Origin of the sequence: Streptomyces ureilyticus (genome assembly GCF_011045025.1) — a bacterium.
In the GTDB taxonomy this organism is placed as follows: domain Bacteria; phylum Actinomycetota; class Actinomycetes; order Streptomycetales; family Streptomycetaceae; genus Streptomyces; species Streptomyces ureilyticus.
On record NZ_JAAKZX010000226.1, the window covers coordinates 1 to 14545 of the forward strand.

General features: G+C 69.3%; 10 protein-coding genes. 4 read left to right on the forward strand and 6 right to left on the reverse strand.

What is annotated here, in order from left to right:
• On the forward strand, positions 1-465 hold a 465-nt coding region (locus tag G6048_RS40455; protein ID WP_165344595.1), incomplete at its 5' end, for a putative glycolipid-binding domain-containing protein.
• Here the strand turns inward: G6048_RS40455 and G6048_RS40460 are convergent.
• The gene (locus G6048_RS40460) at positions 462-2102 is read right to left on the reverse strand and encodes an ABC-F family ATP-binding cassette domain-containing protein (RefSeq protein WP_165344596.1); all 1641 of its coding nucleotides are present in this window, start codon (positions 2100-2102) and stop codon (positions 462-464) included. The genes G6048_RS40455 and G6048_RS40460 overlap by 4 nt on opposite strands.
• Positions 2103-2186: 84 nt before the next feature.
• Positions 2187-3221, reverse strand: a complete 1035-nt coding sequence (locus G6048_RS40465; RefSeq protein WP_165344597.1) for an oxidoreductase — start codon at positions 3219-3221, stop codon at positions 2187-2189.
• Between the two features lie 66 nt (positions 3222-3287).
• Between G6048_RS40465 and G6048_RS40470 the strand changes: the two genes are divergently transcribed.
• Entirely contained in the window at positions 3288-4235 is a 948-nt protein-coding gene (locus tag G6048_RS40470; protein WP_328828400.1) for an FAD-dependent oxidoreductase, read from the forward strand.
• A gap of 175 nt (positions 4236-4410) precedes the next feature.
• On the opposite strand, the gene G6048_RS40475 is transcribed toward G6048_RS40470, so the two are convergent.
• Together G6048_RS40475 and G6048_RS40480 are read right to left on the reverse strand one after the other, a co-directional pair.
• On the reverse strand, positions 4411-6120 hold the full coding sequence (locus G6048_RS40475) for a BCCT family transporter (RefSeq protein ID WP_165344598.1): 1710 nt from the start codon (positions 6118-6120) through the stop codon (positions 4411-4413).
• A gap of 111 nt (positions 6121-6231) precedes the next feature.
• Positions 6232-8193, reverse strand: coding sequence for a Xaa-Pro dipeptidyl-peptidase (locus G6048_RS40480; RefSeq protein ID WP_165344599.1), 1962 nt, complete (start codon positions 8191-8193; stop codon positions 6232-6234).
• Between the two features lie 228 nt (positions 8194-8421).
• Here G6048_RS40480 and G6048_RS40485 point away from each other — a divergent pair, with 228 nt between their 5' ends.
• Positions 8422-9978: a M1 family metallopeptidase gene (locus G6048_RS40485; protein WP_328828404.1), complete on the forward strand. Its 1557-nt coding sequence runs from the start codon at positions 8422-8424 to the stop codon at positions 9976-9978.
• A gap of 142 nt (positions 9979-10120) precedes the next feature.
• Positions 10121-10819: a MerR family transcriptional regulator gene (locus G6048_RS40490; RefSeq protein WP_165344600.1), complete on the forward strand. Its 699-nt coding sequence runs from the start codon at positions 10121-10123 to the stop codon at positions 10817-10819.
• 51 nt (positions 10820-10870) lie between these two features.
• Here G6048_RS40490 and G6048_RS40495 read toward each other — a convergent pair whose 3' ends face one another.
• Together G6048_RS40495 and G6048_RS40500 are read right to left on the reverse strand one after the other, a co-directional pair.
• Positions 10871-13039 (reverse strand): 3-hydroxyacyl-CoA dehydrogenase NAD-binding domain-containing protein, encoded by a 2169-nt coding sequence (locus tag G6048_RS40495; RefSeq protein ID WP_165344601.1) that lies wholly within the window; start codon positions 13037-13039, stop codon positions 10871-10873.
• A 76-nt stretch (positions 13040-13115) separates the two neighbouring features.
• Positions 13116-14330 (reverse strand): acetyl-CoA C-acetyltransferase, encoded by a 1215-nt coding sequence (locus tag G6048_RS40500; RefSeq protein WP_165344602.1) that lies wholly within the window; start codon positions 14328-14330, stop codon positions 13116-13118.
• Positions 14331-14545: the final 215 nt, after the last annotated feature.

Here is a 14545-nt window from a genome sequence, read left to right on the forward strand (position 1 = left end):
GTTGGGACCACACCCGAGCCGTATTGGGTCTCGTACGAGCTCGATGCCGACGACGGCTTTGTGACGCGGCGACTGGGAGTGACCGTCGAGACTGCGTCCGGCAGTCACTCGCTCGATCTGCGGCACGATGGGGCGGGGCTGTGGACCGCCGATGGAGATCGGGTGCCCGAAGTCGACGGTGCTCTCGATTGCGATCTGGGGCTTTGCCCGCTCACCAACACCATGCCGGTGTTGCGGCATGGGTTGCATCGCGCACCCGGTGAGCGGGACTTCCTGATGGCGTGGGTGTCGGTGCCGGACCTGACCGTGGAAACGTCGTCGCAAACGTACGCCCACCTCGCCCGGACCGATCACAGCGCCCGGGTCCGCTTCACTTCCGGTGACTTCCGAAGCGACCTGGAGTTCGATGCGGACGGGTTTGTCGTCGACTATCCGACGCTGGCGGTGCGTCTGGCCGCTCGCTAGCGTTCTGTCACTTTGCCACCGGCGACCTCCAGGCGGCGGGTCACGTGAATCGCGTCCAGCATGCGGCGGTCGTGGGTGACCAGGAGCAGTGTGCCCTCGTAGGAGTCGAGTGCTGATTCCAGTTGCTCGATGGCCGGCAGGTCGAGGTGGTTGGTGGGTTCGTCGAGGACCAGGAGGTTGACGCCTCGGCCTTGGAGGAGGGCCAGGGCGGCGCGGGTGCGTTCGCCGGGTGAGAGGGTGGCCGCCGGGCGCAGGACGTGGTGCGCTGTGAGGCCGAACTTGGCCAGGAGAGTGCGGACTTCGGCCGGTTCGGTGTCCGGGACCGCCGTGCAGAACGCGTCCAGCAGGGACTCGGAGCCGTAGAACAGCTCGCGGGCCTGGTCGACCTCGCCGACCAGGACGCCGGAGCCCAGGGAGGCGTGGCCGGCGTCCACGGGTACGCGTCCCAGCAGGGCGGCAAGGAGCGTGGACTTGCCCGCGCCGTTGGCGCCGGTGACGGCCACCCGGTCCGCCCAGTCGATCTGCAACGACACCGGGCCGAGTACGAAGTCGCCGCGTCGTACCTCCGCGTCGCGCAGGGTGGCGACCACGGCGCCCGAGCGCGGGGCCGCCGCGATCTCCATGCGCAGCTCCCACTCCTTGCGCGGCTCTTCGACGACGTCGAGCCGTTCGATCATGCGCTGGGTCTGCCGGGCCTTCGCGGCCTGCTTCTCACTGGCCTCGCTACGGAACTTGCGGCCGATCTTGTCGTTGTCGTTGCCCGCCTTGCGCCGGGCGTTCTTGACGCCCTTGTCCATCCAGGAGCGCTGCATCTGGGCCCGGTCCGCGAGTGCGGCGCGCTTGTCGGCGTACTCCTCGTAGTCCTCGCGGGCGTGCCGGCGCGTGACGTCCCGTTCCTCGAGATAGGCCTCGTATCCGCCGCCATACAGCCTGATCTGCTGCTGTGCGAGGTCGAGTTCGAGGACCTTGGTGACCGTGCGGGTGAGGAACTCGCGGTCGTGGCTGACGACGACCGTGCCCGCGCGCAGACCGGAGACGAAGCGTTCGAGACGTTCCAGCCCGTCCAGGTCGAGGTCGTTGGTGGGCTCGTCGAGGAGGAAGACGTCGTAGCGGGAGAGGAGGAGGGAGGCGAGTCCGGCTCGGGCCGCCTGGCCGCCGGAGAGCGAGGTCATGGGCTGGTTCAGGTCGACGCCGAGGCCGAGTGAGTCGGCGACCTGATCGGCTCGTTCGTCCAGGTCGGCGCCGCCGAGGCCGAGCCAGCGCTCCAGGCTCGTGGCGTACGCGTCGTCGGCGCCCGGTGCGCCGTCGACGAGCGCCTGCGTGGCCTCGTCCATCACGCGCTGGGCCTCTGCCACCCCGGTGCGGCGGGCGAGGAACTCCCGTACGGTCTCGCCCGGCCGGCGTTCCGGCTCCTGCGGCAGGTGCCCGACGGTGGCGTTCGGCGGGGACAGCCGCAGCTCGCCCTGCTCAGGCTTGAGCAGCCCGGCGAGCATGCGCAGCAGCGTGGACTTGCCCGCGCCGTTGGCACCGACCAGTCCGATCACATCGCCGGGCGCGACCACTAGGTCGAGCCCGGCGAAGAGCGAGCGGTCACCGTGACCGGCGGCGAGGTTCTTTGCGACGAGGGTGGTAGTCATCAGGCGCCGATCCTAATCGCCCGTCCAGAGGGCCAGCGCCCGGTTTTCCTGCGCCTCTCGCCCCAGGCGCGGGGGCGCAGCCCCTCAGCCCCCCATCGCCTCCACCAACACACTCCCCGAAGTCCGCGCCACGATGAAGGACTCCCCCTTCGTCGCCTTCGCGTCCAGCGTGAGCCGGTGCTCGCCTGCCTCCAGCACCCCGTCGAACAGCTCGTACGCGTGTGTGCGGTACAGCCGGTCCAGGCGGTACGCGGTCAGTTGGACTCGGCAGGGCGACGTGACCTCGATGCCCGCCTCGCCGTTCGCGGTGACCAGGCGGGTGAGGCGGCGCTGGTCCCGGGGGCTGCGGTCCAGGGCGTGTTCGATCTGGGCTACGAGGAGCGGGACGATCGGGGCGAGACCGTCGACGTACGCGACCTCGACGCCGGCGTGCTCGAAGGACTGGCGTACGGCGGCGCGTTCCTGCTCGGTGACGGCGCGGCCGAAGGCGACGGCGCCGTAGGTGCGCAGTTCGTCGGCGGGGATATCGGCGGCATCCTGGGTGGTCTCGGCGCCGATGCCGATGATGCGCAGGGCGGCGGCGAGCTTGGCGATGACGGCGGCTCGGGTGCCGATGAGCAGGACCCGGCGGCGCTCGCCACCGGCGGCGGTGAGCCCGGGGCTCGTCAGCAGCGAGCCCAGTGCGGCACGGTACTCGGTGCCACGGAAGCGGAACGGCCCGATCCCGTGGTACCCGTTGAGCTCCAGATCCGCCCGCTCGTCCGTCTGCCAGGCGAAGTCGCGCCACACAAAGTCGTCGCCGCGTCTCTCGATCACGGCGGTGACGGCACCGCAGGCGAGGTCCTCGCACTCGGGGCAGCCGTAGATGACGTACCGGCCGCCCGCCAAGGGGGCGTCCGCTTCCAGGAGGAGACTGCGCACCTGCGCGCTGAAGATCGCGGGAGGTATGTCGGAGGCGAGCGGGGAGACGGCGTCGAGGTCGGAGAGCTGGAACAGCAGCGGCCGCCCGTCGACGATGAAGTCCACGAAATCCCGGTGCACTCGGTAGTCACCGTTGGTGAGGACTCCACCGGCGCGCATGGCCGGTGCCAGGCCGAAGGTCGCGTACTCGGCAGACATGCTGTGAGTATCCCCAGACTGGCAGTGATGTGAGCACGGCATGACGGATTCCGTTAGCGTCCGGCTGTGAACAGTGAGCGGAACGATGACGTGATCGTGGTCGGCAGCGGTGTCATAGGACTCACGACGGCCGTCGTCCTCGCCGAGAGCGGCAGGCGGGTACGGGTCTGGACGCGGGAGCCCGCCGAGCGAACCACCTCGGCTGTTGCCGGCGCGTTGTGGTGGCCGTACCGGATCGAGCCGGAGGTGCTCGTCGGTGAGTGGGCGCTGCAATCCCTGTCCGTGTACGAGGAGTTGGCCGTGCGGCCCGAGGAGACGGGCGTACGCATGGTCGAGGGCGTACACGGTGAAACGGTGCTGGACGGGCTCGGGTCATGGGCCGCACGCGTGCCGGGGCTGCGGGCGGCGACGGCCGAAGAGTACGCCGGGGTGGGATTGTGGGCGCGCCTGCCACTGATCGACATGCCCGTGCATCTGGCCTGGCTGCGCGAGCGGTTCGCCAGGGCCGGCGGAACGGTCGAGCAGCGGCACGTCACGGATCTCGCGGAGGTCCCGGCCCCGGTCGTCGTCAACTGCACCGGCCTGGGCGCCCGGGAGCTCGTACCGGATCCGGGAATGTGGCCGGTGCGAGGGCAGTTGGTCGTCGTGGAGAACCCCGGGGTGGCCACGTGGCTGACCTCAGGGGAATCCGGCAACAAGGCGACGTATTACTTTCCGCAGCCGGGCGGACTGATCCTGGGCGGGACCACGGTGGACGGCGACTGGTCTCTCACGCCCGATCCGGCCGTGGCCCAAGCGATCGTACGGCGGTGCGCCGCGCTGCGGCCGGAGATCGCCGGTGCCCGGATCATCGACCACCGGGTGGGACTGCGGCCCGCACGCGACGCGGTGCGACTGGAGCGCCAACTCCTGCCCGACAGCCGGGTGTTGGTGCACAACTACGGTCACGGAGGCGCGGGCGTAACCGTGGCGTGGGGCTGCGCGCGGGAGGCGGCGGAGCTCGCCTCCCGCTGACACACAGATGCCGTCCTGAGCGGATGGTGCGGCGAGCGCCCCTTGAAGGAGGCCGCAGGCCTTCCCTTCAAGGGGCGCGGGGCTATGACATATGCGGCTCCGCCGCGGGGGACGACCAGCCACGACGAACCCGCAGCCGACAACCGACCGCAGTTCCCCTGCTCAACCAGCGGAGCTACCGGTGCTCGTGCCCGAGCGGATCTCCCTCCGTGTCGGTACCGGGCCCGGGACCGACCCGGATCCCGAAGTCCCCGTCGTACTGCTTGTGTCCCTCGATCACAGCGAGTTCGACCGCCTCGGAACCCATCGCACTGCGCACGATGACGGGGTCCTGGCGCAGATCACGCATCAGGGCGAAACACATCCCGATCATGACGAGGACAAACGGCGCGGCTGCGAGGATCGTCAGATCTCGTAGCCCGGTGAGCGCGTCGCCCTTGCCGCTGCCGACGAGCAGCATGATCGCGGCGACGGCTCCCGTCACGACGCCCCAGAAGATCACGACGAGACGGCCGGGTTCGAGGGAGCCCTTCTGGGAGAGCGTGCCCATCACGATGGAAGCGGCGTCGGCTCCCGAGACGAAGAAGATACCGACGAGGATCATCACGAGCAGGCTGGAGACGGTCGCGATGGGGTACTCCTGCAAGACGCCGAACAGCTGGCCCTCGGGCGTCGTCTCCTCGCCGAGCCGGCCGTCCTCCGCGAGCTTCATCGCCGAACCGCCGAAGACCGCGAACCAGACGAGAGAGACGGTGCTGGGTACGAGGATGACGCCGCCGACGAACTGCCGGATGGTCCGGCCGCGGCTGATGCGGGCGATGAACATGCCGACGAACGGCGTCCAGGAGATCCACCACGCCCAGTAGAAGACGGTCCAGCCGCTCAGCCAGTCCGCGACTCCCTCGCCGCCGCTGGCGTCGGTGCGGCCGGCGAGCTGCGGCAGGTCACCCACGAAGGAGAACACCGAGGTGGGCAGCAGATCCAGGACGATGACGGTCGGGCCTGCGATGAACACGAACACGGCGAGGATCAGCGCCAGCACCATGTTGATGTTGGACAGCCACTGGATGCCGCGCTCGACGCCCGAGACGGCCGAGGCGACGAAGGCCAGCGTCAGTACGGCGATGATGACGATGAGCAGTGCGGTGCTCACCTTGTTCATCCAGCCGACCTCCGTGAGTCCGGAGCCGATCTGGAGCGCGCCGAGGCCGAGTGAGGTCGCGGAGCCGAAGACGGTGGCGATGATCGCGAGACTGTCGATCGCCCGGCCCGCGTGGCCGTTGGCGTGCTTTTCACCGATGAGCGGGGTGAACACCGCGCTGATCGTCTGGCGCCGACGCTTGCGAAAGGTGCTGTAGGCGATGGCGAGGCCGACCACGGCGTAGATCGCCCATGGATGCAGGGTCCAGTGGAAGAGCGTGGTGGCCATCGCCGTCTCCATACGTTCCGCGGAGTCGGCGGGGCTGGTGCCCGGCGGGGGCGTGGCGTAGTGCGTCAGCGGTTCGCTCACGCCGTAGAACATCAGGCCGATGCCCATACCGGCGCTGAACATCATCGCGACCCAGGAAACGGTGCGGAACTCGGGCGCCTCACCCTCGGTGCCCAAGTGGATCCTGCCGTAGCGGCTGACCGCCAGCCAGAGCGCGAAGACGACAAAACCGGAGGCGGCCAGCACGAAGGCCCAGCCGCCGTTGTGCATCAGGCCGTCGAGCATCTTGCCCGAGGCGCTCTCCAGTGAGTCGGTGGCGACGGCGCCCCAGATAACGAAGGCCACGGTGAGCGCTGCGGTGACGCCGAACACCACACGGTCGGTTTCGTGGCCGGGGCCGCCTGGGATGTCCGCAGAACCTCCCAGGCCTCCCCTCTGCTTCAGGTCTTCTGTCATCGGCGGCACCTTCCCCTGAAAAACGATCGGAAACACTTGTTCCTTGTTGCGCTACTAGTTCTTTGTTGCGCCCCTAGGAACTACCACAGGTGCCGCCGTTCCCAACACTGGTCAGCGGCTGTCTCCCGGCACCCGCTGCGGGGTCCGAGGCTCGTCGACTCCATCGAGCCTAACCTCCGGGCTGACGTGCGGGGATCCCTTGGTGGCGCTCGAGAATGCCTTGGCTCCCCCGACGAACGGGACACGGGCCCACGTACGGGACAGGTCGAGCTTCAGAGTCGGTGTGGTCGACGGCGGATCGATGAGGTCCTTGTCGGTGCCCGCGACGATCAGCGCGAGACGGTGCCCGGCCGGGACGACGTGGTCGCTCGCGTGCAGGTCGAGGCTGATGGTGTACGGCTTGCCCGGCGTGAGCGGGACGCCCTTCAGGTCGGAGGCGTGGTTACCGAGGTCGGCCCAGCCGCGGCTGAACACCGTGTAGTCGACGTCCGCGGTCTTGGCCTGCGTCTCCTTGAAGCAGGAGCTGTCACCTGTCGTGCTCGGGCCCCAGCAGGTGCGGTCGGTGAGCGTGGTGATGCCCTCGCCCGCGTCGGCGTAGTCGCGGATGGTGTCCGGGCCGAGGTCGACAAGTACCGCGGACAGATGGGCGGTTGAGGTGCTCGGCGTGGCGGTGACGGTCACCTTGGAGGAACCGGACAGCCGGAGGTCGCGGCTGAGCGGCTTGGTGATGAATCCGGCCTTACTGGACGTGGACTGGTCGATCTGCGCGGCCCAGTCGGTCTCGTCCTGGCTCGGGTCGTCGGTGAAGGTCTCGGTGCCCGATCCGGTACGCAGTCCAAGGGTGCCGACGCCCGCCTGCTCGCCCTTGCCGGGGCGCAGGCTCACGGTGTCGGTGCCGCGCGGCGGCCAGACGCGCGACGTCTCCCACTTGTCGGGGGCGCGCTCGATGTCGGCCATCGGCTCGTCGTCGATGCCGTTGTCGTAGCCGAGGAGTTCATGGTCGAACCAGCGGTGCAGGGTGTCCACCCACTCGGCGCGGCGGAAGTCGAAGGGGTCGACATGGCCGGTCTGCGACAGCCAGATCTTGCGCTCGACACCGTTCTTCGCGAGCGCGTCCCACCACTGGCCGAAGTGCTTGGCGCGGACGTTGAGGTCCTGCATACCGTGGATGACGAACACGCTCGCGTCGACCTTGTGGGCGTCCTTCACGTGGTCGCGCTCGGTCCACAGCTTGGTCCAGTCGCCGGTGCGCGGGGCTCCTTCGACGAGCTTCTGCTGCACGGCGGCGCACTTGGCGCGGGCGTCGGGGCTCTCCACGTAGTTGGACAGCCAGTCGGGTCCGGAGTCGTACAGCGGGGCGCCCTTGGCGAAGTAGTAGTCGTACCAGGAGGAGATGGCCCCGATCGGGACGATCGTCTCCAGGCCCTCGACTCCGGTCGCGGCTACGCCGTTGGCGACGGTGCCGTCGTAGCTCTTGCCGATCATGCCGGTCTTGCCGTTGGTCCAGTCCGCCTTGGCCTTCGTACTGCCCGTGCGGGAGGTGTAGCCCCTGGCGCGGCCGTTCAGCCAGTCGACGACGGCCTTCGCGGACTGGACGTCGGAGCGGCCGCCGACGTCCACGCAGCCGTCGGAGCGGTTCGTGCCGGCGAAGTCGACGCCGACGAACGCGTAGCCGCGCGGCACGAAGTAGTTGTCGTAGTACAGCGGCATCTGGACGACGTTGCCGTTCGCGTCGTACGTCTTCTTCTGGCTCTCGTTGCCGCGCCCGCAGCAGGAGTAGTACGGGCTGGCGTCCATGATCACAGGGATCTTCCGGCCCTTCCGGGCGAGTTCGCGGGGCCGGACGATGTCGACGGCGACGCGGTCGGTCTTCCCGTCCTTGTCGCCGTCGAGTCGGGTGTCCACCCAGACGGATTCGCGTATCGCGTTGTCGTACGAGTACACGGGTTTACTCTCCCGCGGGGCACTCTGCGCGGCGGCCGGGGTGAGGAGCGTGGCCATCAGGGCGGCGGTGGCCGCCGTCGCGAGCGTTCTCCAGGTCCTGAAGCGCATGACGCGCGCACGTATCGGCATGGCCGGAAGGTACCCCGGTCAACTCCTGGGCGAAAGGGGGACTTTGGGGGTCCGAGGGGCGCCGAACGGGTCCCACGGGGAGGGGAGATCTGAAAGGCCCGTGGGATGAAGTGGCTCATGTCGGCCGAATGGCGATCGTGTGACGGCGGCGGCCGTGGACACGACAGGGGCCACAGGGACTGAATAGGGTCCGAACAGACTTCATGCCCCCACGACTTGGAGCTGAACGTGCACCGCAGAATCATCGCCCCGGGCGCACTCGCGGCCTCACTGATGCTGGCGATCCCGGCATCGGCTGCCGACTACTCGCCTGGAGCGCCGGGCATCGGCGACCCCTACTACCCGGCCTATGGCAACGGCGGATACGACGTCTCGCACTACGACCTCAGGCTCAAGTACCAGCCGGAAACAGACAAGCTGGAGGGCACGGCGACCCTCCTCGCCACCACCACGCAGGACCTGTCGCGGTTCAATCTGGACTTTCTGCTCGACGTGAGCGAGGTTCGGGTCAACGGCGCCAAGGCGTCGTTCAAGACCTCCGGTGAGCACGAGCTGGAGGTCACGCCGAAGACGCCGCTGCCCAAGGGCACACCCGTCACCGTGGTCGTGCGCTACAGCGGGGTGCCGTCCTCGAAGGAGGCGTACGGCTTCACCAGTTGGCACCGCACGCCGGACGGCGGCGTCGGGGCGAATGAGCCCGAGGCGGCCTGGTGGTGGTTCCCGAGCAACGATCATCCGCTGGACAAGGCCACCTACGACGTGTCGGTGGCCGTACCGGACGGCTCGCAGGCGATCTCCAACGGCACGCTCCAGTCGACGAGTTCACGGGCCGGCTGGACGCGCTTCAACTGGCGGTCCAACAAGCCGCAGGCCACGTATCTCGCCACGCTGGCGATCGGGAAGTTCGACGTCACGACCGGCACATCGGAAAGCGGCATCCCGATCGTCAACGCCTACAGCAAGGATCTCGGCGACCACTACGGTGCGGCGCGCGCGAGCATCGAACGCACCGGGGAGGTCGCCGACTGGCTGACGGAGTACTTCGGGCCGTATCCCTTCAACGCGCTCGGCGGCTACGTCCCGAACACCACCGAGACCGGGTACGCGCTGGAGACCCAGACCCGGCCCTTCTACAGCCCGCGCCAGTTCGCGAACGGCACGAACGTGTCCGTGGTCGTCCATGAGCTGGCCCACCAGTGGTACGGCAACCTCGTGTCCGTCGCCGGCTGGAAGGACATCTGGATCAACGAGGGCTTCGCGCGGTACGCGCAGTGGCTGTGGTCGGAGCATGAGGGCGAAGGGACGGCTCAGGAGCTCGCGGACTACGTGTACGCGTCGCTTCCGGCCGACGACCCGTTCTGGAAGGTCAGGCCCGGGGATCCGGGGCCGGAGAACCAGTTCCATCTCGCGGTGTACGACCGAGGCGCCCTTGCTCTCCAGGCGCTGCGCAACGAGATCGGCGACGAGGACTTCTTCGCCATCCTGAAGGGCTGGCCGAAGGAGCACGCGCACGGCAACGCGACGGTCGGCGAGTTCGTGCGGTACGCCGAGCGGATCTCGGGCCGGCCGCTAGCCGCTCTCTTCGACACCTGGCTCTACCAGCCCTCGAAGCCGAGTGCGCCCGCGGCCCGGGAGGCCTCGATCGCGCCGCTGACCGGGACGGCTCCGGTCCAGCCGAAGTCCTGGAAGAAGATCGCCGCGACGAACGGCGTGCACGATCACGATCACAAGGAGGGGCACGAGAAGGGGCACGGGCACGAGAAGGAGCACGAGAGCGAGCACTGAAACAGGCGAGGCGACGGCGGGCGGGCAGTGAGCTGGTGAGCTGCCCGCCCGCGGCGCTTTCCCAGCGCTGGTGAGACAGCAATACTGTTGCACCGCACCCGGGCGGGGACCGCAGCAGTCGCAGTACGCGAAGGAGCAGGCCATGGCGACGGACATCGAGGAGCCGAAGCTCACCGTCGACGAACTGGCCGCGCGGGCGGGTGTCACGGTGCGCACGGTCCGCTTCTACAGCACCAAGGGTCTGCTCCCACCACCCGTGATCGGTCCGCGCCGGGTGGGGCACTACGGCCCGGAGCACCTCTCCCGGCTGGCGCTGATCGAGGAGCTGCAGCAGCAAGGCATGACACTCGCGGCCATCGAGCGGTATCTGCAGCAGCTGCCGCCGGATCTGGACGCTCGTGACCTCGCCATTCACCGGGCAGTGGTGGCGTCCTGGGCTCCGGAGGCCGTGGAAACGGTGACGCGAGCGGAGCTGGATCGGCGGGCGGGGCGCGCGCTCGGCGACGACGACGTGGAGCGGCTGGCCGCGATGGGGGTGATCGAGGCGGGCGACGGCGACTACCGCGTCGACCTCGGGTTGCTGCGGCTGGGGGTCGGGCTGCTGGACGTACCGCTGTCGCACGAGGCGATCCTCGCGGCGCGGGGCGTCCTCATCGAGCACTCGCGTGCCGCCGCGCACGAGCTGTCGCGACTCTTCCGCGAGGAGGTCTCGGAACGCGCGGCGCAAGACGTGAAGTCGCTCTCCGCGCATATGCAGCCCCTGCTGGTGCAGGCGCTGCTGACCACGTTCCAGCGCTCCTTGAACGCGGAGCTGCGGGGGTGGCTCAGCAGCCCCCGCTGAACGGGGGCCGTTCCGGTCTGCCGAACGGCCCCCGCCCGCACCGTACTCACCTCACGCGTCGCTGAACCGCTCCCCCTTCTCCGCCTTCTCGACGAGCAGTGCCGGTGGCGTGAACCGGTCCCCGTGGCGCTCGGCGAGCTCACGCGCGCGTGCCACGAATCCGGGCAGCCCACCCTCGTAACCGTTGATGTACTGCAGGACACCACCGGTCCAGCCGGGGAAGCCGATCCCGAGGATGGACCCGATGTTGGCGTCGGCGACGGACGTCAAGACGCCCTCTTCGAGAAGCCTGACCGTGTCCAGGGCCTCGGCGAAGAGCATGCGTTCCTGCATGTCCTTGAAGGGGATCTCGGCGCCTTCGTGTGTGAAGTGCTCCCGCAGTCCGGGCCAGAGCCCCGCGCGCGTCCCGTCGGCGTACTCGTAGAAGCCCGCGCCGCCGCTGCGGCCCGTACGGCCGAACTCGTCGACCATGCGGTCGATCACCGCCTCGGCGGGATGCGTCGCCCAGGTGCCGCCGGACTCCTCGACGGCCCGCTTCGTCTCGGCGCGGATCTTGCGCGGCAGGGTGAGCGTCAGCTCGTCCATGAGCGAGAGGACCTTGGCCGGGTAGCCCGCCTGGGCCGCGGCCTGCTCGACGGATGCGGGCTCGATGCCCTCGCCGACCATCGCCACGCCCTCGTCGAGGAAGTGCCCGATGACCCGGGAGGTGAAGAAGCCGCGCGAGTCGTTGACGACGATCGGGGTCTTCTTGATCTGCCGTACGAGGTCGAAGGCGCGCGCGAGGGCTTCCTCGCCGGTCCGTTCGCCCTTGATGATCTCGACGAGCGGCATCTTGTCGACGGGCGAGAAGAAGTGCAGCCCGATGAAGTCGGCCTGCCGCTCGACGCCTTCGGCGAGGGCGCTGATCGGCAGCGTCGAGGTGTTGGAGCACAGCAGCGCGTCCGGCTCGACGAGGTGCTGGATCTCCTGGAACACCTTGTGCTTGAGCGCCGGGTCCTCGAAGACGGCCTCGATCACGGCGTCGCAGCCGGCGAGGTCCTGCGGGTCGGCGGTGGGGGTGATGCGGGCGAGGAGCGCGTCGGCCTTGTCCTTCGTCGTACGCCCCCGGGAGACGGCCTTGGCGCAGAGCTTCTCGGAGTAGCCCTTGCCCTTGGCCGCCGCCTCGGCCGAGACGTCCTTGAGGACGACGTCGATGCCCGCGCGTGCGCACGAGTAGGCGATACCCGCGCCCATCATTCCGGCGCCCAGGACGGCGACCTTGCGGACCTGGCGCGGCGCGATGCCCTTGGGGCGGTTGGCGCCGGAGTTGACGGCCTGGAGGTCGAAGAAGAAGGCCTGGATCATGTTCTTGGAGGTCTGGCCCGCGGCCAGCTCCACGAAGTAGCGCGACTCGATGACCTGCGCGGTCTCGAAGTCCACCTGGGAGCCCTCGACCGCCGCCGCGAGGATGTTGCGCGGGGCCGGGTAGGGCGCGCCGCCCGTCTGCTTGCGCAGGGTCGCCGGGAAGGCGGGCAGGTTCGCCGCGAACTTGGGGCTGGACGGTGTGCCGCCCGGGATGCGGTAGCCGGGCTTGTCCCAGGGCTGCGAGGACTCGGGGTTGGCCTCGATGAAGGCGCGGGCCTTGGCGAGCAACTCCTCTTGTGTGGTGGCCACTTCGTGGACGAGACCGTTCTCGAGCGCGCGCTGCGGGCTGTACTGGGTGCCCTGGAGGAGCACCTTCAGCAGAGCGTCGGCGATGCCCAGGAGGCGTACGGTCCTGACGACGCCGCCGCCTCCGGGCAGCAGGCCGAGCGTGACCTCGGGGCAGCCGATCTTGGAGCCGGGGGCGTCGAGAGCGATGCGGTGGTGACAGGCCAGGGCGATCTCGTAACCGCCGCCCAGGGCGGCGCCGTTCATCGCGGCGACGACGGGCTTGCCCAGCGTCTCGATACGGCGGAGGTCGCGCTTGATGGCCATGCCCCGCTCGAAGGCGTACTGGGCGTTCTCAGGGGTGACCGCGATCAGTTCACGCAGGTCGCCGCCCGCGAAGAAGGTCTTCTTGGCGGAGGTGACGATGATGCCGCGGATGGAGTCCTGCTCGGCCTCCAGCCGGTCGGCGATCGTGGTGAGCGATTCCCGGAACCCCTGGTTCATGGTGTTCGCGGACTGGTTCGGGTCGTCGAGGACGAGGGTGACGACGCCGGTCCTGTCCTGTTCCCAGCGGATGGTGCTCTCGGTCATGGCTGTTGCTCCGTAAAGGGGACGCCGCAAGGGCGGAGGTGGGGGCCGTAGGAGGGGGACGGGACGGACGGGACGTTCACAGACGCTCGACGATCGTGGCGATGCCCATGCCGCCGCCGACACACAGCGTGGCGAGGCCGAACCGCTTGTCCTGGCGCTCCAGTTCGTCGACGAGGGTGCCGAGGATCATCGCTCCGGTGGCGCCCAGGGGGTGACCGAGTGCGATCGCTCCGCCGTTGACGTTGACCTTGTCCAGCGACAGGCCCATGTCCTTCACGAAGCGGAGGACGACGGCGGCGAAGGCTTCGTTGATCTCGACCAGGTCGATGTCGTCGATGGTCAGTCCGGCCTTGGCGAGCGCCTTGCGGGTCGCGGGCGCGGGCCCGGTGAGCATGATCGTGGGCTCGGAGCCGGAGACGGCGGCGGCGACGATCCGGGCGCGCGGCGTCAGCCCGTACCGCTCCCCCACCTCCCGCGAACCGATCGCCACCAGCGAGGCGCCGTCCACGATGCCGGAGGAGTTGCCCGCGTGGTGCACGTGGTCGATCTTCTCCACCCAGTGGTACTTCTGCAGCGCCACGGCGTCGAAGCCGCCCAGGTCGCCGATGTCCGCGAACGACGGCTTGAGGCCGGCGAGCGAGTCGGCGGTGGTGCCGGGGCGCAGGTGCTCGTCGTGGTCCAGGACGACGAGTCCGCTGCGGTCCTTCACCGGCACGACGGACCGCTCGAAGCGGCCGTCCTTCCAGGCCGCCGCGGCACGCTCCTGGGACAGGGCCGCGTACTCGTCGACGTCCCGACGGGTGAAACCCTCGATGGTGGCGATGAGGTCGGCACCGATGCCCTGGGGGACGAAGTTGGTGGCGATGTTGGTCATCGGATCGGCGAACCAGGCGCCGCCGTCGGAGGCCATCGGCACCCGCGACATCGACTCGACACCGCCCGCGAGCACCAGGTCCTCCCAGCCCGAACGGACCTTCATCGCGGCCAGGTTGACGGCTTCCAGGCCGGAGGCACAGAAGCGGTTCTCCTGGACGCCCGCCACCGTGTCGGGCAGTCCGGCCGCGATGGCGGCGATCCGCGCGATGTCCGAGCCCTGGTCGCCGACCGGGCCGACGACACCGAGCACGATGTCGTCGATCGCCGCCGGGTCGAGGTCCGGGTAACGGCTCCGGAGCTCGTGGATGAGCCCGACGACGAGGTCGATGGGCTTGGTGCCGTGCAGGGCGCCGCTCGCCTTGCCGCGACCGCGCGGGGTGCGGATCGCGTCGTACACGTACGCTTCGGTGCTCACTGGTCAGCCTTTCGGGGAGGGTTGCTCAGGCGCAGGGGGTCGCTCAGTCGCAGGGGGTCGCTCAGTCGCGAGGATCCGCCGCTTCGTTGGACGCCGCTTCATCCGAGGCCGTCCTTCAGGAGGCCGGGTACGTCCCAGTCGCGGGCCACGTCCTCGGTGTCGGCGCCCGGCTGCGCGGGGCCGCTGCGGACCGAGGTGTGGGTGGCGGAGAACCG

What these genes read in the sequence shown, in the direction of transcription:
- G6048_RS40480 (WP_165344599.1), bottom strand. Translation starts at nt 8,193, where the DNA reads ATGCCGATACGTGCGCGCGTCATGCGCTTCAGGACCTGGAGAACGCTC.
- G6048_RS40465 (WP_165344597.1), bottom strand. Translation starts at nt 3,221, where the DNA reads ATGTCTGCCGAGTACGCGACCTTCGGCCTGGCACCGGCCATGCGCGCC.
- G6048_RS40460 (WP_165344596.1), bottom strand. Translation starts at nt 2,102, where the DNA reads ATGACTACCACCCTCGTCGCAAAGAACCTCGCCGCCGGTCACGGTGAC.
- G6048_RS40495 (WP_165344601.1), bottom strand. Translation starts at nt 13,039, where the DNA reads ATGACCGAGAGCACCATCCGCTGGGAACAGGACAGGACCGGCGTCGTC.
- G6048_RS40490 (WP_165344600.1), top strand. Translation starts at nt 10,121, where the DNA reads ATGGCGACGGACATCGAGGAGCCGAAGCTCACCGTCGACGAACTGGCC.
- G6048_RS40475 (WP_165344598.1), bottom strand. Translation starts at nt 6,120, where the DNA reads ATGACAGAAGACCTGAAGCAGAGGGGAGGCCTGGGAGGTTCTGCGGAC.